This window comes from Clostridium drakei, from assembly GCF_000633595.2.
Taxonomy (GTDB): domain Bacteria; phylum Bacillota; class Clostridia; order Clostridiales; family Clostridiaceae; genus Clostridium_AM; species Clostridium_AM drakei.
Genome location: NZ_JIBU02000026.1, coordinates 16,750 through 39,696 on the forward strand (window position 1 = coordinate 16,750; position 22,947 = coordinate 39,696).

The 22,947-nt window shown below is 26.2% G+C and carries 21 protein-coding genes; 5 read left to right on the forward strand and 16 right to left on the reverse strand.

Annotation, left to right across the window (positions count from 1 at the left end):
• Positions 1–98: 98 nt before the first annotated feature.
• From EG57_RS0214575 to EG57_RS0214585, 3 genes are all read right to left on the reverse strand, one after another.
• Entirely contained in the window at positions 99–371 is a 273-nt protein-coding gene (locus EG57_RS0214575; RefSeq protein ID WP_029161271.1) for a hypothetical protein, read from the reverse strand.
• A 285-nt stretch (positions 372–656) separates the two neighbouring features.
• The gene (locus EG57_RS0214580; protein WP_032077926.1) at positions 657–1,769 is read right to left on the reverse strand and encodes a glycoside hydrolase family 113; all 1,113 of its coding nucleotides are present in this window, start codon (positions 1,767–1,769) and stop codon (positions 657–659) included.
• Positions 1,770–1,885: 116 nt separating this feature from the next.
• Positions 1,886–2,341 carry a DUF441 domain-containing protein gene (locus EG57_RS0214585; RefSeq protein ID WP_032077927.1) on the reverse strand — a complete coding sequence of 152 codons (456 nt, stop codon included), beginning with the start codon at positions 2,339–2,341 and terminating at the stop codon, positions 1,886–1,888.
• A 249-nt stretch (positions 2,342–2,590) separates the two neighbouring features.
• Here EG57_RS0214585 and EG57_RS0214590 point away from each other — a divergent pair, with 249 nt between their 5' ends.
• A complete protein-coding gene (locus EG57_RS0214590) occupies positions 2,591–3,943 on the forward strand; it encodes an alpha-amylase family glycosyl hydrolase (protein WP_032077928.1) in 1,353 nt (450 codons plus the stop codon).
• Positions 3,944–4,016: 73 nt separating this feature from the next.
• Here EG57_RS0214590 and EG57_RS0214595 read toward each other — a convergent pair whose 3' ends face one another.
• The gene (locus tag EG57_RS0214595; RefSeq protein ID WP_242859857.1) at positions 4,017–4,853 is read right to left on the reverse strand and encodes a tetratricopeptide repeat protein; all 837 of its coding nucleotides are present in this window, start codon (positions 4,851–4,853) and stop codon (positions 4,017–4,019) included.
• Between the two features lie 157 nt (positions 4,854–5,010).
• Between EG57_RS0214595 and EG57_RS0214600 the strand changes: the two genes are divergently transcribed.
• Positions 5,011–5,331, forward strand: a complete 321-nt coding sequence (locus tag EG57_RS0214600) for a DUF1540 domain-containing protein (protein ID WP_032077929.1) — start codon at positions 5,011–5,013, stop codon at positions 5,329–5,331.
• Between the two features lie 48 nt (positions 5,332–5,379).
• On the opposite strand, the gene EG57_RS0214605 is transcribed toward EG57_RS0214600, so the two are convergent.
• From EG57_RS0214605 to EG57_RS0214640, 8 genes are all read right to left on the reverse strand, one after another.
• Positions 5,380–5,922: an NADH peroxidase gene (locus EG57_RS0214605; RefSeq protein WP_032077930.1), complete on the reverse strand. Its 543-nt coding sequence runs from the start codon at positions 5,920–5,922 to the stop codon at positions 5,380–5,382.
• Positions 5,923–6,155: 233 nt separating this feature from the next.
• The gene (locus EG57_RS0214610) at positions 6,156–6,920 is read right to left on the reverse strand and encodes a hypothetical protein (protein ID WP_032077931.1); all 765 of its coding nucleotides are present in this window, start codon (positions 6,918–6,920) and stop codon (positions 6,156–6,158) included.
• Entirely contained in the window at positions 6,913–7,617 is a 705-nt protein-coding gene (locus EG57_RS0214615; protein ID WP_032077932.1) for an ABC transporter ATP-binding protein, read from the reverse strand. Before EG57_RS0214615 ends, EG57_RS0214610 begins: the two co-directional genes overlap by 8 nt.
• A 6-nt stretch (positions 7,618–7,623) precedes the next feature.
• Positions 7,624–7,989: a GntR family transcriptional regulator gene (locus EG57_RS0214620; protein WP_032077933.1), complete on the reverse strand. Its 366-nt coding sequence runs from the start codon at positions 7,987–7,989 to the stop codon at positions 7,624–7,626.
• Between the two features lie 120 nt (positions 7,990–8,109).
• Positions 8,110–11,472 carry a hypothetical protein gene (locus EG57_RS0214625; RefSeq protein WP_242859858.1) on the reverse strand — a complete coding sequence of 1,121 codons (3,363 nt, stop codon included), beginning with the start codon at positions 11,470–11,472 and terminating at the stop codon, positions 8,110–8,112.
• A gap of 187 nt (positions 11,473–11,659) precedes the next feature.
• Positions 11,660–13,348, reverse strand: coding sequence for a methyl-accepting chemotaxis protein (locus EG57_RS0214630; RefSeq protein WP_032077934.1), 1,689 nt, complete (start codon positions 13,346–13,348; stop codon positions 11,660–11,662).
• Positions 13,349–13,421: 73 nt separating this feature from the next.
• Complete coding sequence (locus EG57_RS0214635) at positions 13,422–13,736, reverse strand: SoxR reducing system RseC family protein (RefSeq protein WP_032077935.1); 315 nt, start codon at positions 13,734–13,736, stop codon at positions 13,422–13,424.
• Between the two features lie 206 nt (positions 13,737–13,942).
• Positions 13,943–14,215 carry an acylphosphatase gene (locus tag EG57_RS0214640; RefSeq protein ID WP_032077936.1) on the reverse strand — a complete coding sequence of 91 codons (273 nt, stop codon included), beginning with the start codon at positions 14,213–14,215 and terminating at the stop codon, positions 13,943–13,945.
• 176 nt (positions 14,216–14,391) lie between these two features.
• Between EG57_RS0214640 and EG57_RS0214645 the strand changes: the two genes are divergently transcribed.
• Positions 14,392–15,366 (forward strand): alpha/beta hydrolase, encoded by a 975-nt coding sequence (locus EG57_RS0214645; protein ID WP_052037928.1) that lies wholly within the window; start codon positions 14,392–14,394, stop codon positions 15,364–15,366.
• 137 nt (positions 15,367–15,503) lie between these two features.
• Here the strand turns inward: EG57_RS0214645 and EG57_RS0214650 are convergent, their stop codons facing one another.
• Positions 15,504–17,222 carry a DUF2207 domain-containing protein gene (locus EG57_RS0214650; RefSeq protein ID WP_032077937.1) on the reverse strand — a complete coding sequence of 573 codons (1,719 nt, stop codon included), beginning with the start codon at positions 17,220–17,222 and terminating at the stop codon, positions 15,504–15,506.
• Positions 17,223–17,247: 25 nt separating this feature from the next.
• Positions 17,248–17,709, reverse strand: coding sequence for a hypothetical protein (locus EG57_RS0214655; RefSeq protein ID WP_032077938.1), 462 nt, complete (start codon positions 17,707–17,709; stop codon positions 17,248–17,250).
• Positions 17,710–17,769: 60 nt separating this feature from the next.
• Between EG57_RS0214655 and EG57_RS0214660 the strand changes: the two genes are divergently transcribed.
• Together EG57_RS0214660 and EG57_RS0214665 are read left to right on the forward strand one after the other, a co-directional pair.
• The gene (locus EG57_RS0214660; RefSeq protein WP_032077939.1) at positions 17,770–18,069 is read left to right on the forward strand and encodes a hypothetical protein; all 300 of its coding nucleotides are present in this window, start codon (positions 17,770–17,772) and stop codon (positions 18,067–18,069) included.
• 303 nt (positions 18,070–18,372) lie between these two features.
• Positions 18,373–18,648 (forward strand): late competence development ComFB family protein, encoded by a 276-nt coding sequence (locus EG57_RS0214665; RefSeq protein WP_032077940.1) that lies wholly within the window; start codon positions 18,373–18,375, stop codon positions 18,646–18,648.
• Positions 18,649–18,713: 65 nt separating this feature from the next.
• On the opposite strand, the gene EG57_RS0214670 is transcribed toward EG57_RS0214665, so the two are convergent.
• Positions 18,714–20,195 carry an L-fucose/L-arabinose isomerase family protein gene (locus tag EG57_RS0214670; RefSeq protein WP_032077941.1) on the reverse strand — a complete coding sequence of 494 codons (1,482 nt, stop codon included), beginning with the start codon at positions 20,193–20,195 and terminating at the stop codon, positions 18,714–18,716.
• A 261-nt stretch (positions 20,196–20,456) separates the two neighbouring features.
• Positions 20,457–22,832, reverse strand: coding sequence for a Lon protease family protein (locus EG57_RS0214675; protein ID WP_242859859.1), 2,376 nt, complete (start codon positions 22,830–22,832; stop codon positions 20,457–20,459).
• Positions 22,833–22,947 lie beyond the last annotated feature (115 nt).

Consider the following 22,947-nt stretch of genomic DNA (forward strand, 5'->3'; position numbering starts at 1 on the left):
TAATAATGAAAATTTGTATTCTAAATTTATGTAATATTCTTAAGCCTATAATACATGAATTTTCAAAATTTTGCAATGTAACATTTGAGTTTCTTATTCTATACTTCCTTATAATCTACATCTATAATTTTCCTTTCAGAAAGATCAAATTCATCTTTTTCATCATGTACTGTACTATTTGTTTCAAATACTTCTTTATTTACCTCTTTTTTATTCTTCCAATTTTTGAATCTTTTAACTGCCTTGCTGGATATCCATAAAATACCGCCAATCAATGCTACCCAAGGTAAAATTTTAATAAGCAGCATGAAAACTATTATCCCAATTGCTATTTTAAAGATTCCTGAAAAATTTTTATTTACAAAATCCATAATTAATAACCCCTCTTCATCTTTTATATTTTCCCAATTACTATCTTTTAAGTAACACCTTCTTAATATATAATATGATTATAACATATTATATCAATAAATGGTATTCAATATTACTTAATAAAGTATTAATAAAATATTAATTTTTTTAATTTCATTATGTTCTATTTAAAAGCAATACTTTAAAAATATGGTAAAGTATAAGAAATTCTAAAACCATTAAAACATAAAATTCTTAAAAAAAAAACAAATCATAATATAAATTGATTTGTCCTTTATATAATATTATTTTTTACTATCTTTATACCAATTATTGATAACTTCTGTGCTTTCTTCACTAGGATAATATCTTTTATCTATACTATTTTCTCCTATTGCAAATATAGAAAATCCTAAAAACCAGGATTCTTTTTCAAATGCTCTTCTATAGCCTTCAAAACAATTAGCTTGTTCCATATTATTTGTTATATCATTTTGATATGGATTCCATGGATGTACAGAAGCATAATTAGTTTTTGGAAATCCTAATTCTCCAAAGAAAATAGGTTTATTCCATTTATCATGAAAATTTTTTATTTCTTGTTTTATATTCTGCTTTCTATCATATATTTGTGTGCTCTCTATAGCATTAAATATATTTTCTGCATTATTAGTGCCGCTATTTGTAAGTTCAAAGTAAGCTGCAATGGAAATAAAATCCAGTCTTGAAAACATTTTGTTATTTAATTTACTTTCATAATCAGTAATTGTCTCTGGCTTCCACTTAGCTGTGTACCACCAACCCATTCTATAAGTTACTAATCCTTTATAATATTTTCTAACATAATCTATAGTATCACACCAATAACCTTCTGCAAATTCCATATTTACAAAGCTTGAACCTATATTCAATGCATCTACATGATATGGTACTGCAATATCATCAATTAAAGTTCTTAATACTTTACTTTTCCAATTCCAAAAAAAAGTATTTAGATCATTAGGTTTCCAAGCTGTTTCGTATTTACTTCCATTATCTATCCATGGATAAGGTTCTAGTATTATATTTATCTTCTTTCCGCTTAATTTCTTTATCAAATTTTTTGCCTTCTCTTCACTAGCTTTATCCACTGTCATATCACTAGATGACAAATCTTTTATATTTACAACAATAGGAACATTTAAAGTATTTAACTTAAACTTATCTACATCACTTATAGCCTCATCTATTTTATAATCTGTAGCTAAATTACCTGATTTAATTTTTGTTTCAAATTTTTCATTTAGCGTTTTACCCTCAATTTTATTTATATTTTTATTAACAAATCCTCTAGAATTTGGATTAGTCATAATAACATGAAATGCAGCACCAATTATAATTATTATCATCAATAGTATTACGATTTTTTTCTTGTTCATTTTTACCCCCATTTATTAGTCAAAATTTGTAAAAAACTTGTATTGTGAATTTGCCTCATAAGTTATATTTTCAATGTATCAATAAACCATATAATCAAATCCGAGATACCACCTTATTATTTGTGTATTAATTTTGCAATTACTGCAAGCATTCCTGATGTAATCAGTGGCCCTACTGGAACTCCACCCAAAAAAGCTGCAGCTGCTACTGATCCTAAAATCATTGCAGGCATAATATCTCCATGTCCCTGTACAGTAAGATAATTTAAACCAAGACCACTTAAATAAGTGGTTAAAAAGGATAATATTAATGCAATTACACCTATCCATGATGTGAATACACTTTTTACATTATTTGATGTAACAGTTCCTTTTGCAATAGGAATTAATATAGCAGCTATAAGTAATATCAATCCTATAGTTACACCATTCTTCTCTATAGATGGAAAAATGCATTCTTCTACATTTAAAAGTTTAATCATTAAAAGAATGCAAGTAGCTATTGCCACAGAATTTGCTTTACCTACCACTGATGCAATAAGTATCACAATTAACATAATATTTGACTCCAAAATAGATCATCCCCCACCTAAATATAATTATTAGATATTTTTAATACAAAATATATTCTTTTACATTTAAACTATTCACAATCCTGATTTAAATTATAATTTAAGTTTGACCATTTTACCATAGATAGGCATAATATATATTATACTCCTCAATAAATGAATATGTAATATATAACGCTCTAAGTTATATAACTACATCTAATTACCAATATTATTATAATTTATATTTCAATGAAAGGAATGTTTAAAATGAAATCTTGGGTACATGAATCAATATTTTATCATATATATCCACTAGGATTTTGTGAAGCTCCTATTTCAAATGATTCTGAAATTCAAATTGTAAATAGAATAGAAAAAATTAAGCAATGGATTCCACATATGAAATCTTTGGGTATAAATGCAATTTATTTAGGCCCTGTTTTTGAATCTAATACCCATGGATATGATACCACTGATTATTATAAAATTGATAAAAGATTAGGGAGTAATGAAGACTTTAAAGCTCTTTGTAAATCACTACATGAAAATGGAATTAGAATAGTATTAGATGGAGTATTTAATCATGTAGGAAGAAATTTCTTTGCGTTTAAGGACATCATAAAAAATGACCAAAATTCAAAGTATCGCAATTGGTTTTCAAATATTAATTTTAACTTAAAAAGCCCTTATAAAGATAATTTTTCATATGATACATGGGAAGGACATTATGAGCTAGTAAAACTAAATTTGAAAAATCCCGAAGTAAAAGAACATTTATTCAAAGCAGTTTCCTACTGGATAGAAACTTTTAATATTGATGGTTTAAGATTAGATGCTGCCAATTGCCTAGATATAAACTTTCTAAAAGAACTTTCAGTTTACTGTAAAAACAAAAAAGAAGATTTTTGGTTAATGGGTGAAGTAATACATGGTGATTATAATATATGGGCAAATGAAAATATGTTAGATTCTATTACTAACTATGAATGTTATAAAGGTATTTATTCAAGTTTAAATGATAAAAATTATTTTGAAATAAATTATTCTCTTAATAGACAATTTGGAGAACACGGAATATACAAAAATTTAAATCTTTATAATTTTATTGATAATCATGATGTAACTAGGATATCAAGTATATTAAATAACCCAAATCATATTTATCTTGCATATACTATGCTTTTTACAATGCCTGGAGTACCTTCTTTATACTATGGTAGTGAGTATGGCATTAAAGGGAAAAAATGCGGAAATTCTGATTTAGCTTTAAGACCTAGCTTAGATGAAATAAAAAATCAAACATTGAATGAAAAGCTTTTTGATTTAATAACTCAGCTTTCTAAAATAAGAACTTTTTCTTCTTCATTAAAATTTGGAATATATAAGGAAGTTGTTATAAAGAATGAACAAATTGTCTTTGCTAGAATTTATAATAAAGAAACCATTTTAGTTGTATTAAACTTATCAGATAATCAAATTGCATCCTTCAAATTTAATATTCCTAATTATGGGACTTATTTATTAGACCTTCTAGACAATAATAAAAATTATACTTTAGTAAATGGAACAATAACTTTAAATCTTGAACCTTACTGTAAAAAAATACTAAAGGTTTTATAAAGGCTATTTTATAGATGAAAATTGATAGTTAAAATTTTCCACTATAATACTATCAATCTTCATCATATAAATGCTAATTATCATTTGTTATAATTTTTTTATTTTCACCACATGTAATACTATTCATACCTTCTTCTGAACATATTAATGATATGTTATAATATGTTTCTAAACTGTTAGGATTTAATGTTATAACCTTTATATAATCCTCAATAGCTTCTTCATATTTTCCTATTAAATAAAATACTGTTCCTCTATTGTTATAAGCATCTTCATATTTATTATCTATTTCAATTGCTTTAGTATAATCTTCAACTGCTTTATTGTATTTTCCAATATTATAATACATAATTCCTCTATTAAAATAAGCTTCTTTATCCACAGGATTTAAAACAATTGTTTTATAAAAATCTTTTATTGCCTTATGATATTTATTTTGAGCTTTATATGTTAATCCCCTATTAAAATAAGCATTATAATTTTCATGATCTAATTTTATTACTTTAGTATAGCTGTCCAAAGCTTTTTCATATTCTCTATTTTCGTAATAAGCAACAGCCATATTGTTATATGCATCTTTATCCTTAGGATCTAATTCTATTACCTTCGTAAAATCTTTTATTGATTTGGAATATTCTTTTAAACTTCTAAATACCTCAGCTCTATTAAAATAAGCATCTGTATATTTAGGATTCATCTTTATTGCCATTGTATAAAACTTAATTTTTTCATCTTCATACATTGAATAATATGCTTTAAAATAAAATTTTTCTGCTATCTTCTTTTTATCTTCCAAAGTTTTTAATTCAATTGGTTTATTACTAATAATAAACATCTCCTTTAAAACATTTATTCTACTATTATATGATATATTTAAAAAACGGTCACAATTTTTAGATATATAATACAATCCATAATACTACTATTTCTAAGCTTCATATACAAATAGCAACTATTTATTTTATTAAAAAGTTATTTAATTCAATAAAAATTTCTATTAGTATTAAATAATTTATCTTATTTTGGGTTAAACTTCTTAATATATCAAGCAAGAAGGGAGATATATTATGTCAAGAATTAATTGTAATGTTATAAACTGTTCCCACAATAATGAAAGAGTTTGTTATGCTAACGTTGTAAACGTTGGTGGAAAAAGTGCCCATAGTGATTCTGAAACCTGTTGTGCATCCTTTTTAGATTCCATAGTTTATAGCCATCTTACAAACAACGTTAATGATCAAAAAAATAGCTGTAATTCAATCACTTGTAATGTAGGCACTTGTATTCATAATTCAAATAATGTATGTGATGCAGATTCTATAAAAGTTAATGGTGATAAAGTTAATTTATATACAGAAACTAATTGTCTAACTTTTAAAAACGAATAATTTATAACAAAAGGATTCCTTAACTTTAAAAGTAGGAATCCTCTATTTTTACTTAAAATATCTGTCTAGTAAGCCTTTAAAAGCTCTACCATGTCTTGCTTCATCTTTACACATTTCATGAACTGTATCATGAATGGCATCTAAATTTTTTTCTTTTGCAAGACTTGCAAGTTTTTTCTTTCCATCACAGGCTCCATATTCAGCTTCAACTCTTGCCTTTAAATTTTCCTTAGTATTAGGTTTTACCACTTCTCCTAAAAGTTCTGCAAATTTTGATGCATGTTCTGCTTCTTCAAAAGCTATTCTTTTATATGCTTCTGCAACTTCAGGAAATCCCTCTCTGTCTGCCTGTCTTGACATAGCAAGATACATTCCTACTTCTGTGCACTCACCTATAAAATTTGCTCTTAAATCTTCTACTATCTCATTATCAACATCTGATGCTACACCTATTTTATGTTCATCTGCCCATGATAGGTTTTCATTAACTTCTTTAAACTTACTTGCATCAGCTTTACAAATAGGACATACTTCTGGTGGCTTATTTCCTTCATGGACATACCCACAAACTGTACAAACAAATTTTTTCATATGAATTCTCCTTTTCTAAAAATTTTTACCTTACTATTTTTCTCTTTTAAAGTTTTTTTACTCTAATAATATAAATATTTTTTATCAATATATTATTTAATTTAAAATAATATTTATATCTTAATGTGAATTGTTTACTTTAAATATAGTTTACATAATATTTAGTATGTAAATATACTATCAAAATAAAAACAGTACTTAAACATTAAGTACTGTTTTTTTAATACTATGAATTATAGATCTATTTTATTTTCTAAAATATAAGAAGTTATTATGAAAAGAACTATAAATATTATAACTTCAAAAATTAAAGATGCTATGTTAATGTCAACTCCATGCATTGTATACATAGACATAGCACTTTGTAGTTTAGGTGACACTACATTTATATTGAATGTTTCAGGAAAAACTTCAGATGTAATTCTTAAAAGTTGACCTATTACAATTGAAAGAACAACAAATATTGCAAAAGCACTTAATTTTCCTAGCTTTCTATTTCTAATTGCAACTCTACTTAGTGATATTGAAAAATATATTATTGTTAGCAAATATACAATATATACTACAATACTTACAATGATAAGTATAATAAATCCTTTATTAAAATAACCTGAAATTTGTGACAAAATTTCTTTCCAATCACTTGAAACTTGTGTAAATATAATAAAATTGAAAAGAATAGCTGATAACCCAACTATTATATTTTGAATTAGAGCCGTTAAAAGCTTTGCTCCTAAAATAGAATAACCACTTTCTGGAAGAGTAAATAATAAATATCCACTATCTTTATACATATCCTTACTAAATAAGGTTATATTCCATATAAAAACTGCAATAAGTATGGCAAAAGTTATCATACATGATAATACAAGTACTCCTTCATTTGACCATGTTTTTATTCTTGTGAGCAATAACAAATTAAGTATAATAATTATACCAAGACTTATAATAAGTTCCTTCACATATCCTTTTAATTCATATTTTACTAAATTAAGCATCCTTAAACACCTCCCTATATAATTCATCTATAGATATCCCTTTTTCATTTCTAAATTCCTCAGCATTACCACTTAACACTATTTCTCCTTTTGATATAAATGCTACATCATCAAACAATCTTTCAATATCATTTACAAGATGAGTGGTTATAATCATGGAACTTTCTTCACTATAGTTATCTAATATAGCATCTAATATTTTTTCTCTTGTAGTAGGATCTACTCCACCCAAAGGCTCATCCAATATATAAAGTTTTGCCTTTCTAGATAAAGTAAGTGTTAAATATAATTTTTCAGACATTCCCTTTGAAAGAGATGTAATTTTAGAATTTTCATCTAAATTCATAAATTTTAAAAGTTCTTCAGCTTTATCTTTATCAAAATCCTTATAAAAACTATTAAAAAACTCTATTGCATCTTTAATCTTCATCCATTTAAATAAATAATCTTTATCAGGTAAATAGGATACTATAGCTTTAGTATATACTCCTGGTTTATGACCATCTATAAATATTTCTCCACTACTCTGCCTTAAAATACCTGCAGCTATTTTTAAAAAAGTAGTTTTACCACTACCATTAGGACCTAAAAGTCCTATTATTCTCCCTTTTTTAACTTCCATATTTATTCCACTTAAAGCCTTTTTATTAAAATAACTTTTTTCAATATTATTAGCTTTTAAAATAAAATCTTCCATATCCTATTAGTCCTCCTTTATTCTATTCTGGATTATATGAATTATTTCTTCATTGCTAAAACCCAAGTTTTTCATTCCATTTATAAAATTATCTATAATTTCCTTTGCCATATCCTTTTTTAAATTATCTACCATACTTATATCCTCCTTAATAAAAGTGCCTGTACCTCTTTGTGTATAAGTTATATTTTCTCTTTCCAATTCTTGATAAACTCTTTGAAGTGTATTAGGATTTACTTTAAACTTTGCTGACATTTCTCTTACTGATGGCAATTTATCACCTGGTTTCAAATTTTGTGAAACTATATCCTTTTTTATGCTATTCATTATTTGAACATATATAGGAAGTTTATCATCAAATTTTATATCCATTAATCTACCTCCTTAAGTATTAGTGTTATATATGCATAGTACACTAAAACTGTATATTGGTCAATAGTAATTTTATTTTTTTATTCAATAATTTTACATTATTTTTATGCTATAACTTTTTTAAAATTCTTTTTCTAAAATTTTATAAGTATATACAATTAAAAAACTTACAATTACCAAAGAAAGTCCAACACTTAAATTTAAAGTAGGATATTGATTCAAGATTATACCTTTAATGTTTGATAATATATACATTATTCCAATAAAAATAGCACTAAGGGAAAAATTATACTGAAAGAAATATTTATAAAGCATAATATAAATTACTCCATATAGCAATGAAAACACTAACATTACTGGTGATGAGAAAGTAAAGGAACTTGCTATTCCATAAGGTACCAAAAGTAAAATAATTAAAGTTGTTCTACTGTATTTATTTTTAGAATTCTTAACAGCTATAAGTATCGTAAAAAGCAAAGATATTTTAGCTATATATGAATTACAAATATAAGTTAACTGTCCTAAAAATTTATTTGAAGCTCCTAAGGAACAATATATAGATTTATCCACTTCTATTACATTTCTTCCTGTAAAAATATTTGAAATAGAAAACATGAGCAAAGCAATACAAAAAATCATCACCACATTAAAATAGTTAAGCTTTGAAGTTTTCTTATAAAAATTCTTTGCATATGATATTATTGACGCTTGAATAAATGAAATAATTATTTTCCCAAACATTCCTCCTGCTACAGAAGTTATTAATTGTGATCCAAAGGAACTAGTAGTTGAAAATTCCATTTGTCTTTCAGGCATATTTAAAAATAAGGATACTACATTTAAGATTAATAGTATAAAAAACAACCTAAAAAATGTAGGTTTAGATATTTGATTTTTACTCCAAGCAATTATAGCTTTTATTACTATCCATATTATTGGTATAGCAAAAGCTAATATTAATATAATTGCAGCAATCAATATCCATGCATATTTCTTTAACATTTCACTCTGCTTACTATCAGAAACATGCAGTGTTTTATTTATTTGTAATACTTCATTTCCTGAAACCACCGCATTTATTTCAGACTTATAAATTTTAAGCTTAGTAGTTTTATCCTCTAAAGTAAAGGACCAATCAATGCGTTTATCTAATTTATTTTCTTTTGCTGAAATTTCTTTTAAATCTATTCTATTTATTGCATATTTATTTTTTATAAAATCATAAAGTACTCTTTCTGCTTGTTCTTTAGTAAGTTTTTCTCCTTTCTTATTTTGTGGAAGAATATGTTTAACATTTATATTATGGTTTTTATCAATAACTGTAGCCTGAAATTCTTCAGCTCTTTCATTAATATCACCATTAAATCTTACAAATCTCACCTTCCACTTAAATGGGTTTATATAATTTCCTATTAAAGCTTTATATTTATCTTTTCCTTCTTTCCTAATAAAATCTTGAGATACAAACACTCCAGTATCATTTTCAAATATATCTTTAACTTGTACATTATTTACAACTTTCCAATCATTAGAAAGTTTAAAACCCTCTTTTTCAATTTCCTGTTTTGCCAAGCTTTCAGCTTGTGATCTTTCAATATTAAACTTGGGTATCGCTGAATGAACAGTAAATAATGATATTATAGCAATAATAGTTAAAAAGACTGTAATTACTGTAATTATTGTATTTTTCTTCTTTGATTCAATAAAGTTTTCTATTTTATCAACTTCTCTTTCTTTAATATTTAAAGCAGATTCTTCACTAATTTCTTCTATATTTTTAGTTAGTTTTTCTAGGTTTGCAGAATTATATATACTTTCTTCTATATCTATCCAACGCCCATTTTTAAATCTTCCATATATGGCTAAAATTAATGGTAAAATTACAATGACTGGAATTAAAATTTTTTGATACATAAGTGCCTTACCTGATGTTGTCATAATCATCATAGACATAAGTATAAAGTCATACGTAAAATGAGCTATTATTCCTGATATAATGCCCCAAAAATAAAATATTAATCCAAAACCTAATGCTACAATTAAAAGTTCAAGTAATCTTGCATAAGCAGGAAATCCAGGATAATTAGCATGTGCAGCACTAAACACCAATATTTCAAACACAAATGCTATCACTATACACAATTTTTGCTTATTATATTTGTTTCCTATTAAAATACCAATACAAATAGGCATTGCTCTAAAAGCAAATTCTTCAAACACACCTGCATTAAGAGCTTCTGCAAAGCTTCCTATCCATGCAAACCAATTTCCTTGTATATTAGGATCTGTTATCATTGAAGCTGGCTGCCACCAACCCGGAAAATGATTCATAGTTCCATAAAATATAATTTCATATATAAGCATTAATGCAACAAATAGATATGCAATAATTACCCTATTTAAAAACTGCCAAGAACCAAAATTCCTCACAGAAAACATCTTCCAAAAATTTAAATGGTTAGGGAATGCTTTTTTGTATAATCCTTCACCAATACATATAGAAATAAAAGTAAATACCCCTGTTAAAACCCCTGTCATAAGAGATATAAATATTTTAACTATATAAAATAATGTTGGAGTTAAATATGTAGTATCCATATAAGTTAAACCCTGTTTCATATTAAAGATTCCATTGATAAGAGTCATGAAAATCAAAAACACAACAAAAATCAACGGATTCTTCCATTCTATCATCTTTCTTCTATTTAAATAGAAGAAGCAAAAAAATCCAACTATAAAAATTAGTACGTAAAATATAAAAGATGAAGTATTTGCAATATTGTCATTACTGCTTCTTTGTTGTTCATAATTTCTGGTAAAACTTTCTGGTATATCAAGATAATGTTGAACTTTAACTAATTTATCTCCCTTTACCTGTAATTCCACCTTATCTTTTGCCTCTCCTACATTGATATATCTTATGTAATTAAAAGCATAATCTATCCTCCCATTGCTTTGTATTTTTTGTGATTTATCTACTAATTTGTATTCTTTTAAATTAAAATTCCAGTTATGTACTGATTCTTTTTCCGCAATAGTTTTTGCAGCATTTTCACTTAATGCTGGTCCTTTTACATCGTCAAGTACATTTTTATAAAATCCATAAACCTTTCCCGAAGGTGTAAAGTATACACTAACTTTTTCATCTCCCCCTTTTGGTATAATACTAACTGTCCAAGTAGCTGGTATATACCCTTCTTCCTTCTTAACTAAGAAATTTAGCTTTTGAAAATTACCCACTTTAAGTTCATAATAGGTTTGAGCTTTTTCATCTAAAGAAAATGAAGCAGTTTCTCTAGAATTTTTTAACGCCCATCCATATTTTTCTGCAAGTTTTTTTGCTTCACTTATAGCTTGATTTTTGTCCATCTTCACATTAAAATCTAAGTTTTCTTGAGAATTTGGTGCAAAAACAAAAAAAAGTATTGCTGCTATAAAAAATAAAATTAGTCCCAAAATCTTCTTCCATGTATTATTTTTCAACTTTTTTTCTCATCTCCTTATGAAATATTATAGGCAAAATCATCTTTTGGCATACACTAGACAAAATTCCTTAATACTACAATTTTACATAATTATTATTTCGTCTATCTTAACTTAATCTTAAAATTTTTTAATTTTAAAAAAGGTTGCTAGATAAAAGCAACCTTTTTAGACCCAATAAAATTGTTTACTTAATTTTAAACTTATGTACTAAATCATTCAATTGATTTGATGAATTGCTTAGATTTTCGGCCATTTCCGCAAACTCTGATATTATATCAGTTTGTGATTGAACACCATTAGATATGGCCTTTATCTCAGTAGACATTTCTGAATTACTACTGCTTACAGCTTCCATATTGGATGTAAGCTCTTCAATTGAAGCACTTTGTTCCTGTGTAGATGCCGCTATACTTTGGATTCTACTATTTATATTATTTATTCCTTCTATAATCTTTTCAATCTGTATAACTACTTCTTCAACCATTCTATTTCCTTTTTTTATATTAGATGCTTCTTGTGCTGCCGAATCTATTGTATTTTTTATCATTTCATTTATGCCCTCTATTATATTTTCAATGCTTTTAGAGGATTCATTATTATTTTCAGAAAGCTCCCTTATTTCATCAGCCACTACTGCAAAACCTTTGCCATGTTCTCCTGCTCTGCTAGCTTCTATTGAAGCATTCAAAGCTAATAAGTTAGTTTGATCTGATATTGATTTAATAGTATCAATTATATTTCTAATTTCTTTTGCTTTAGTTCCTAATTTTTCATTTATAAGTATGTTGGCTGAAGAAATACTTTCAATTTTATTCATTTCTTCTCTAGTACTCTTTACAAATTTACCACTTTCCATAGCAATATTATTAATTTTTTCTGTCATTAAACTTATATTTTCAACCTCTTCGGCTGTAATTTGTGTTGATTCTGAAATATTAGAAGAACTTGCGGCAACTTCATTTACTAAATTATAAATACTTTCACTTCCATTATTCAATTCCATCATATTTTCATTTATTTGCTTTATACTTTCTATACTTTTTTCAGCTCCTTTATTTAAAACTTCAGAGCTTTTTGATACAAGTATAGAATTTTCGTTTATATTTTCTATCATGTTAACTAGTTGATCCATAAAATTATTAAAGGATTTAGACATTATGCCTATTTCATCATCAGATTTTATTTTTATCCTTTTACTTAAATCTCCTTGTCCATTTTCCATATCCTTAAGTATAACAAACATACTATTAATTGGCTTTAAAATACTACCCTGTAACAATATTATAACAATAATTGCCAAAATTAAAGAAACGCTTCCTAATGCTATTGAAAATACTTTATTCCTACTCATAGTACTTTGTATATTTTTCAAATCTGAATTCATGGAAGCTTCAGCCTTATTGTTTAATGAATTAATTTCATTAGACAAATCAGTTGCCATAGGATCAAATTGAGTCATTAACACATTGCCCTTGTCAGGACCTTCATTTATATAAACATTTGCCATGTTTACTCCAAGTTCATAAAATTTATCAAAATCTTTATCTATCTTTTCAGTTTCACTTTTAATATTAGGATTTATGCTTTCAAGCTGCTTTAATGAATCTTTAAAAGTTACCTTATATTTTTCAGCTTCTTTAAAGCTATCCATGCTTTTAGTAGCAGAAGCATCTGATAAAAATTGCTGAACCTGAATTACTGAAACATTTATATTAGATGAATATTTTAATTGTTCATATGTAAAATTTTTTACTTTACTTATACTTTCATCATTATTATTAAGGAAGCTAATACTTATTATAATATTAAATAAAAAACATACTAAAATTACTCCAAATGCTAAAATTAATTTTGATCTTATTTTCAAATTCATATTTATACCTCCTAAGATATTTACCTTTAATAAAAGAGGCTGCAAAGCCTCTTTTTAAAACCAATAATATATTTTACATGTCATCCCAATGAATTACTTCTGCGTCCTTATCTATCACAGCAGATTTATCAAATAATTTTATAATTATAACAGATAGAATAAAAGCAACTACTCCTCCTGCAATCTGAAAAGTTCTAATAGATGTTCCTATAAATTTTCCTATATATCCTCCTAAAAATACACCCAAAACCACAAGCATTATTGGTAAGATAAACATCATAAAAGCAGCTAATAACATATTGGTTTTTTTTGTTTCTTTTTTTTCTGGTGATTCTTCAGTTTTTTTGTTAATTACATTTTCAAATATCTTTTCTTGTTCTGTTTTCATACAAACCACACTCCTCTGTGAAAGTTCCATTTAGATTTAATGTTTTTTTGATAAATAACTGCTTAGAACTCCATACAATACTATTAATGTATTACTTGCTTTTGTGGAATTTTCAAAATTCAAATAATCTGCATAAAAATCACCTAAAATAAACTTTGTTCAATTCTAAGTATAATATATACTCTTGTGTATTACAATATCAGTATTTAGTAAATAACTCTAAAATTCTTTTCTTTACTAATAGGCCCTATTTCTCTACAAGTTATATCTTCAATTTTAGCAAATCTATTACCTTTTTTAACCTGATTTATAAATAAAATAACATTATCACTTTTTCCCTGTACTTCCATCATAACACTTCCACCTTCACAATTCTTTATCCACCCTGTTATGTGAAAAGCCTTTGCGGTATATTCTACAAAATATCTAAATCCCACCCCTTGTACTCTTCCAAATACTTCAATAAAATATCTACTCATAAAAATCTCCTTCCAACTTAAATATTTATGCAAATATATTACACATAAATTACTACTTATTCAATTACATCTTTCACATACAATTATTTAGTTCGATATATGTAATCTTTATGTTATAATCTTAAATATGAACTATATAATATAATTAATCAAAGCTTAAAAAGGAGTAATAACATATGGGAAATAAATCTGAATTATTAAAAGAAATTTTAATTCCACTTTTAAGCTTAAATAAAACTATAAAAATAGTCTTATTTTTCGTATTAATTTCTATTTTATTTTTAGAAGTTTTCTCAGTTTATATTGTAATTAAATTTAGTCATCCTAAATCAATAAACTTTCATCCTAACATGGAAAGCTATGGAATAAAAAATTATAAAAATGTAATTTTTAATAGTTTTAATGAGAATATGAAATTAAATGGTTGTCTTATAAAAAGTGGCAACAGTAAAAAAACTGTTATAGTATGCCATGGATATGGAGATTCTAAATTTATAGTTGGTGGAAGAACTCCTTCTTCTGTAAAAATAGATAATCTTCAATTATCCAAAATATTTTTAAAAGAAGGATATAACACTTTTTTATTCGATTTCAGAGGTCATGGTGATTATGCCAGAAGAGATGGTGTTACTATCGGTTTTAAAGAACAACAAGATATTTTAGGAGCTATAAATTTCATAAAATCAAAAAACATTGGAGATATCATAGGAATTATAGGATTTTCTATGGGAGCATCTACTGCATTAAGCTCTATAGATAAGACAAATGATATAAATTTCGTTATTGCAGATTCACCTTTTAGTAATTTGAAAACTTATTTACATTCTAATATGAAGGTTTGGACAGGTCTTCCTGACTTTCCTTTCGTTCCCATGATATTATTGAATTTTAAACTCATTTATGGAGTTAACTACAATACTGTAAGTCCCGTGAACAGCGTTAGTAATTCTAAAATACCTATACTTTTGATACATGGAAAAAAAGATATTACAATTCCTTACACTGAAAGCTTAAAAATAAAAAAATCCTTTAAAAACAGTAAAAGCAAATTGGTTAGCTTTTCCGACTCAACACATGTAGGTTCATATTTTATGTATCCAAAAAAGTATGAAAGAGTTTTAAAAGACTTTTTAGAATCAATTGAACTATAACAATATAAAAATATTGTGAAGCAATATTTTAAATTAAGAGTTAAGAATGAAGAATTAATAGCTATTAATTCTTCATTCTTAACTCTTAACTTGCGAAGCTTTGCTTCGCAATGTGCTTATCTTACGAAAAACTTAATTTAAAATGCTCCTGAATCTCCACCACCTCCTCCGGAAAAGTCTCCTCCTCCAGAAAAGCCTCCAAAACCACCGTCACCGCTGCTGTCATTATTATCATTATTTTTAGTATTAATATATATATTATCGTCTATACTATCCCAAAGATACAAGTTCATGAGGTAATATGAGTAATCATTATACATATAATAATAGTTAGAATCTCCTGAATTATAATAAAGGTTATTAAGCCTTTCATGAAACTTTTCTAAATAAGTATTGTCTATTTCTAAAGCTGAAGCATATATTAAAATATCTTCATTGTTAACCTCATCCCTATATTCTTCATAGTTTGAAAGATAATACAAAATATATTTTTTATAAGCATCCCATTTAATTTTCTCATTGTAAGCTTCATTACTCAATACTTGCTTACCTTTTATAGTAGTATAAAAATTTAGTTTTTCTCCTTCTTCCTTTATTATTTTTTTCCACTTAGAATAACATTTTTTAAATTCTAAGGCACCTTCTCTAGAACTTACCTTTTCTTTAATATATCTTAAAGTCAGCAATCCATCTTTTTCATAATCTTGCATCCATTTCACAAAATATTTTAAATGGGAATAATTAAGGCTTTCAATATTGTCATTTCTTAAAAAACATAAATCTTCTTCTTCATTTTCACTTGATGCTTTTAATCTTAAGCTTTTATCCTTTTCCAAAGCATAAAATCCTTTTTTGCATAAATAAAATAGCGTAGAAGGAATAGTAGAATTAGAAATATATTTTTCATGATATAATAAGTTTACTAGAACTGGCGGAATATCTCCTGGTTTAGTTCTTAAAATCTCTCCTTCAAAAAACTTAAAATTTTCTCTGTATTTTTGAAGTTCTTCTTTAAACTTTTTATTACTTCTATTATGAAAAAATATAATTGAAGAAGCACATAATGCCACAATAACACCCATGAAAATAAATCCAAAATCTTCTTTATTAGATTTGTTATTTTCTTTTAAAGCTGTATCTTCACTACTGTTTTTCACATTTTCTTCATTATTTTCTTTATAGATTTTTTCATCAATTTTTAAAAATTCTTGTTGAAAATGAATCTTTACCCCTAAAGTTGAAGTAAGATTACTTCCATTTATATTAATGCTACTATTATCATAATTTGTTTTAAATTCTCCTCCATCTACATAAACCCAATACTTAAATTTGTTCAAATCAAATTTTGAATCTTTTAATGATAAGTCAAGATTTACATTCTTAATTGACTTGCCATTCTCAACTTTATAAAAATTCCAATAAAGTTCTCCAAATTCTTTATATCTATTTGCAGCACCTTGAATTGTATAATTAAGCATTAGGGTTTTCTTTTCGTTGTTACTTTTTGAAAATACTTTTATTTGAGTGTTATTATCTGACTCAACAATTTCATATGTATTATTTTTTGAATTATTGCTAGGAGAAATTGAGGTTACATTATCATTTTTATCTTTCATTGCTACTCTTGATATTACATAACCATTAGTTTTATTTTTAAAAAGATTCCTGTAAACACCATTAAAACTTCCATTAAAAGTATAAGTTATCTCCTCTTGAACTTCTACATCTCCTTTTTCTGTAATTTTTGCAACAGTATATAATTTATCTATAGTATAATTTTTCTCCTCGGCAATAACTTTTGTAGGAACAATAAATATCAATAGTACAAATAAAAATGCTACTACTACTTTACGCAAAACTTTTCCCCCTCTATTCCTAATTCTATTTTTCTAAAATTCTCAACTGAGCTTTTACTAAATTACCATCTTTCCTTATAATCGTCACACTATAACAATAATTATTAATTATGTACTTTATTGTATTTCCATACTTTTTATCTATATTATGTATGGGCTCACCTTTTTTATTTACTAATGCATAAACAGAATTAACCTCTTTTATAATCAAATTTTCCCACTCTTGAACCTCTGAATTATTCTTTATATTGAAAATTATACCTCTAGATTTTAATATTTCCATTAAAGAATTATATACCTCATCATATTTTTGATTTTCCTTTTTAAACCTTTCCTTTAAATTTAAAAGATTATTAAATTTACTCAACTCTTCTTCAAGCTTAATCTTCATATTTTCTTTTTTATTATCCAATTCACTAATTTGTTTCTTTTTAGATTTACTATAAGACCTTATGTATCTAGACAACAAAGCATATTTCTTTTTCATTTTGTCCTCCTTGCACTTCTACTTAAAATTAGTATAAAATAACATAAAGGGGATGTCAAAATGAATAAAAGAGAATCAACAAAAACTAAGTTCTTAAAAGCTCTTAAAAGATTAAAATCATATATTATAAAATATTACAAAATTTTCTCAAAAAACAAAAATTCTATAGATAATATGTATCTTCCAATAATACAAGAAAAAATGAAAGAAAATGATAATTTAAGCTTAGAATTGAAAAATATACAAGCTAAAAACCTTATCTTAGAAAAAGAAGTTCAAAACTCAAAAGCTTCTGCACTTAAAAAAAGAAAATTAATTGAAGATCTTCAGCAATTGACTTTAATGAGATCTGATTACTAACTTTTGTAAATAAAAAAGAATCATTTTAGATTCTTTTTTTATTTACAAAAATTAATTTTATAATTCAAAAGTTAATACTATTTTTTAAGACCATTTTATTCATAATTTACAATGTTTAATTAATTTTTTAATTATATCTAAATAATGCTATAAATTCACCGATATATATTATATTAAATACTTCCAATGTTGACAATTTTTAAAGCAGTTATATTTATTTTAAAAATTTTATTTTAATTCTATTAACTATACAAGGCATCATATACAAAATTTAACAAATGAATAACTTTATGGAGGGGAAAAATGATTGAAAATTACATGGAAGAGATTATTGGTAAAATGCTTCCAAAGGTTTTAAAAGAATATCCAACTATATGTACCTGCGAAAAATGCATAGATGATATAAAGGCTCTAACTTTAAATAAATTCATGCCTTTATATGTTGCTTCTCAAAAAGGAATACTTTATTCAAAAATGAATGAATTAGAATATCAATTTAAAGCAGATGTATTAAATCAACTCATTCAATCAATTAATAAAGTTTCTAAAAATCCAAAACATGATATGGCTATAAAATAATTTTTATTTTTTAGTAAAGCCAAATTTAACTTAATCCATAAAATTTGGCTTTTGTAATCTTATAATTATTTAAATGGATTTTCATTTTTATAAGGCATATTTTCCGGTTGATTAAATGAAATATCCTCAATACCCAACATTTTCATAGCATCAAATAACACTTTTCCTACATGTCTAAATGCTATACCTGCATGATGAGGGTACCTTTTTGCTATTAGTACATATCTATAAAATCTTGCCATATCCTTAATTGCAAATACACCTATTCCTCCAAATGAATTAGGATTTACATCTATTACTTCACCTTCTGCAACATAACTTTTAAGCTGCGCTTCTGCTGTACTTTGAAGTCTAAATAAAGTTATATCTCCAGGTCTTATTACCCCTTCTAACGTTCCTCGTGTAATATCCGGTTTTTTTTCTGGTTCCAATTGTCTATGCATAATACGTTGATATTTCATAGCTGCATTTTTCATACAACATTTTGGAGTATTTCCACAGTGAAATCCCATAAATAATTCATTAAGCTTGTACCCTTTAAAGCTTTTAATATTATTATTAAACATATCTTCTGGGACTGAATTATTTATATCCAGTAATGTTGCAGGCATTTCTGTGGCACAAGTTATAATATATTCACTAAGAGCTCCATAAATATCTGTTTCACAAGCTGCTGGAATTCCTAAAGAAGCAAGTCGCGAATTAACATAGCATGGTACCATTCCAAATTGTGTTTGAAATGCAGGCCAACACTTATTTGCAAATACTGCATATTCTGAAGCTCCTAGATTATTTTTCATCCAATCCTTTAATGTAATTTCATACTGTGCGAGCCTTGCTAGTATACCAGGATATGCATTTCCTTCACCCAGTTCATTTTCCATTTCCTTAACAATGTCTTTAATTCTCGAATCTTCCTTATGATTATTAAATGATTCAAATAAATCTAGTTCTGAATTTTCCATAATTTCTATACCTAAATCATACAAAGGTTTTATTGGTGCATTGCAAGCTAAAAAATCTTGTGGTCTTGGGCCAAAGCTAAAAATTTTAAGCCTGGAAATACCGAGTATGACTGTTGCTATTTGATAGAAATGAGAAATCATATGAGCAATTTCATCTGGTGTGCCTATAGGATATTCTGAAATATAAGGATTTAATTTTCTTAATGCTAAATTATAAGACGCATTAAGCATACCACAATATGCATCTCCCCTACCATCTATTAAACCATCTGCTGCTTCCTCAGATGCTGCAGCATACATAGTTGGACCTTGAAATTTTTGTGCCAATATTGTCTCTGGACCCTCTGGTCCAAAATTTCCAAGGTACACAACTAAAGCATTTACATTAGCATTTTTTAATTCTTCTAAAGCTTTTAAACAATCCTTTTCATTTTCCACAATTGTCTCAACTTGAAAAATTTCAATTTTCTCTTTTCTGCAAGCCTCAACTACTGCTTTTCTTCTTTTTTTACTAAGTTCTATAGGAAAACAATCCCTGCTTACAGCTACAATCCCCAATTTTACTTTTGGAATATTAATCATTTAAATTCCACCTCCATAATTAAAAATTCAATAGAAATATTATGTACAAGCTTATTATACTACCCAAAACTTGTACGTACAACTATTTTTTGTTAATTATGTAGTGTTTTGTAATCCAGCACATTATAAACAATTTTCTTAAAATCAATAAATACTTGTTAACTCTTTCTTTATATCTGTCAAGATGATATATTTTCCATTTTATTACATCGAATTAGTAAAAAAAGTTATCAAATTTTAAATTTGATAACTTCTTTATCTTTAATTAATTTTAGATTCTTTTAAAATATTATTATATTCTTTTAAAGTCTTCAGCATTTTCTGTTTTACATATTCTAAAATATTTTTATGAGAAACATTTATATTTTCATCACTAAATAGTATCTGAATACAATCACAAATAGTACTTACTGAATATATATGGAATTTTCCTTCTTCCACTGCCTCTAATACCTCTTCCTTTAATACAAGATCATCCACATTAGTATTCGGTATTATAACACCATGCGTTCCATCAAGACCGTCTAATGAGCATATATCAAAAAAACCTTCTATTTTGTCATTAACTCCTCCTATTGGCTGTATTTCTCCCCTTTGATTAACTGAACCAGTTATTGCTATACTCTGATTTATTGGAATTTCTGATAAACTTGATAATAATGCTAATAATTCTGCTGCCGAAGCACTATCTCCTTCTATCCCTGAATAAAGCTGCTCAAACACAATATTTGCATTAAATGATATTGGGATATCCCTTCCTACAAGCTGTCCTACAAAACCAGCTAAGATCATTACACCTTTGCTGTGAATATTTCCACTCATATCAGCCTCTCTTTCAATGTTGATTATGCCATTTCTTCCTGCGAAAGTTGAAACAGTTATTCTATGCTGCTGTCCAATTACACAATCACCATAATCTGAAACTGAGAGTCCGTTAATCTGGCCAACTCTTGTACCTTTTAACACAGTTATATATTTTTTCTTTTTATACATATCAAGAATTTTTTTTCTAATAAGTCCATGCATTGATTCCTGTTCTTTTAGTGCTGCTGAAACATGTTTATCTTCAACAATTTCACTTTTATCTTTTTTAGCATAATAATTTGCAATATCCACTATTTTAAAAAGATTACTCATAGAAGCAGAAAAATTATCCTTACTTTCTGCAAGTCTAGAAGAAAATTGCAGTAGTCTTTTAACTCCATCTCTTCTTATGTGATTAAGATTATTTTCATTGATATAATAGTTTAATAATCCTAGAAGATTAGTTACATTATCTCTATCCTTTTCAATTTCATTATCAAATTCAGCTTTTATTTTAAATATCTTTTCAAATTCTAAATCATTATTTAAGAGTGCTGAATATATATAGTTACTTCCAATTAATATTACCTTAATTTTTAAAGGTATTTCTTCTGGACTGAGCGTTGAAATAGGAAGTACATCTATATTGTATTTTGAATTATTAATAGATATATTTTCTAGATTTACACATTTCTTTAGTAATTCCCATGAAGACGGTTGAGTTAGTAGCTGCTGCGCTTTAATTATAATATATCCTCCATTAGCTTTATGTAAATAACCTGGCTTTATTAATGTAAAATCAGTAATAAGACTACCCATTTTGTTTTCATATTCAATATTTCCAAAAACTTTTCCTTGAGCAGCTGAATCTGCAAAAATAACTGGAGCTCCTTCACTTTCACTATTATCAACTAAAACATTAACTTCATATCTTTTTAAAAACAATCTCTTTACATTTTTTACTTCTTCATTATTAACATCTTCTTCAAAGAAATAGGATATATTTTCAATTATGTCTTCTTTTACTGCATTTAAATAATATATAACCTTTTCACTACATCCATAACTATTTATTAATTCTTTTATTTTTTCAGAAATTATATTTTCAGCAATTTTATCATCTAAATATTTCAATTCACTTTCTAATTTTTTTTGAACTTGATTACTTTGTTTAAATATATCAGAGGATATATTTCTAAGTTCGCTTATTGAATTTTCTATAATCTTTCTTTCTTCATCTGTTAAATTTTCATATTCATCATCACTTAACTGCTTATCATTCTTTAAGGCAATAAAAACAAATTCTCCTGTCGGTGTCTTTTTCACTGAAAATCCTCTTTTTTTTGCTTCAATATTCAGCTCTCTGGATAAATCTAAAAGCATGTTTTCGTACTTGCCAATTATACTATTTTTCTCATTTTCATAATTTTCAGAATCAAAATAAACTGGAACTTCTTTAATGATATATTTAATAAAGAAATTCATACCTTCCTTAAATTTAATGGCAGTTCCTGTATTAAGAGAAATTGCAACAGGATTATTGGGATTTTCAAAATTATAAACATAACACCAATCCTGTGGTGTAGGCATTTTTTTCGCATATTCCTCTATTTTTCTTACAATATACCCAGTTTTACCTGTTCCAGTTTTACCAGATATAAATATATTGTACTGCTTACTATCCATATTTAGTCCAAGTTCTATAGATTCTACTGCCCTTTTTTGACCTATTACCATATTGTAGCTTTCCACATCACAAGTAGTGTCAAAATCAGGCATTTCATTAAATTGAAGCTCTAGATCCTTTCTTGTCAACTCTGAATACTGTTTCATACTGTCCACCTCCAGAAATTATTCTTAAGCATTATTTATAAATTATATATTTCAATATTTATTGTCAAATTCCTGCAAATTCCCCTTAAAAATATGAAGTAATTATAAGTTTAAT

What these genes read in the sequence shown, in the direction of transcription:
- EG57_RS0214640 (WP_032077936.1), bottom strand. Translation starts at nt 14,215, where the DNA reads ATGAGTAGATATTTTATTGAAGTATTTGGAAGAGTACAAGGGGTGGGA.
- EG57_RS0214655 (WP_032077938.1), bottom strand. Translation starts at nt 17,709, where the DNA reads ATGAAAAAGAAATATGCTTTGTTGTCTAGATACATAAGGTCTTATAGT.
- EG57_RS0214670 (WP_032077941.1), bottom strand. Translation starts at nt 20,195, where the DNA reads ATGATTAATATTCCAAAAGTAAAATTGGGGATTGTAGCTGTAAGCAGG.
- EG57_RS0214635 (WP_032077935.1), bottom strand. Translation starts at nt 13,736, where the DNA reads ATGAAAACAGAACAAGAAAAGATATTTGAAAATGTAATTAACAAAAAA.
- EG57_RS0214580 (WP_032077926.1), bottom strand. Translation starts at nt 1,769, where the DNA reads ATGAACAAGAAAAAAATCGTAATACTATTGATGATAATAATTATAATT.
- EG57_RS0214630 (WP_032077934.1), bottom strand. Translation starts at nt 13,348, where the DNA reads ATGAATTTGAAAATAAGATCAAAATTAATTTTAGCATTTGGAGTAATT.
- EG57_RS0214675 (WP_242859859.1), bottom strand. Translation starts at nt 22,832, where the DNA reads ATGAAACAGTATTCAGAGTTGACAAGAAAGGATCTAGAGCTTCAATTT.
- EG57_RS0214645 (WP_052037928.1), top strand. Translation starts at nt 14,392, where the DNA reads ATGGGAAATAAATCTGAATTATTAAAAGAAATTTTAATTCCACTTTTA.
- EG57_RS0214610 (WP_032077931.1), bottom strand. Translation starts at nt 6,920, where the DNA reads ATGCTTAATTTAGTAAAATATGAATTAAAAGGATATGTGAAGGAACTT.
- EG57_RS0214600 (WP_032077929.1), top strand. Translation starts at nt 5,011, where the DNA reads ATGTCAAGAATTAATTGTAATGTTATAAACTGTTCCCACAATAATGAA.
- EG57_RS0214575 (WP_029161271.1), bottom strand. Translation starts at nt 371, where the DNA reads ATGGATTTTGTAAATAAAAATTTTTCAGGAATCTTTAAAATAGCAATT.
- EG57_RS0214620 (WP_032077933.1), bottom strand. Translation starts at nt 7,989, where the DNA reads ATGGATATAAAATTTGATGATAAACTTCCTATATATGTTCAAATAATG.
- EG57_RS0214605 (WP_032077930.1), bottom strand. Translation starts at nt 5,922, where the DNA reads ATGAAAAAATTTGTTTGTACAGTTTGTGGGTATGTCCATGAAGGAAAT.
- EG57_RS0214660 (WP_032077939.1), top strand. Translation starts at nt 17,770, where the DNA reads ATGAATAAAAGAGAATCAACAAAAACTAAGTTCTTAAAAGCTCTTAAA.
- EG57_RS0214590 (WP_032077928.1), top strand. Translation starts at nt 2,591, where the DNA reads ATGAAATCTTGGGTACATGAATCAATATTTTATCATATATATCCACTA.
- EG57_RS0214615 (WP_032077932.1), bottom strand. Translation starts at nt 7,617, where the DNA reads ATGGAAGATTTTATTTTAAAAGCTAATAATATTGAAAAAAGTTATTTT.
- EG57_RS0214665 (WP_032077940.1), top strand. Translation starts at nt 18,373, where the DNA reads ATGATTGAAAATTACATGGAAGAGATTATTGGTAAAATGCTTCCAAAG.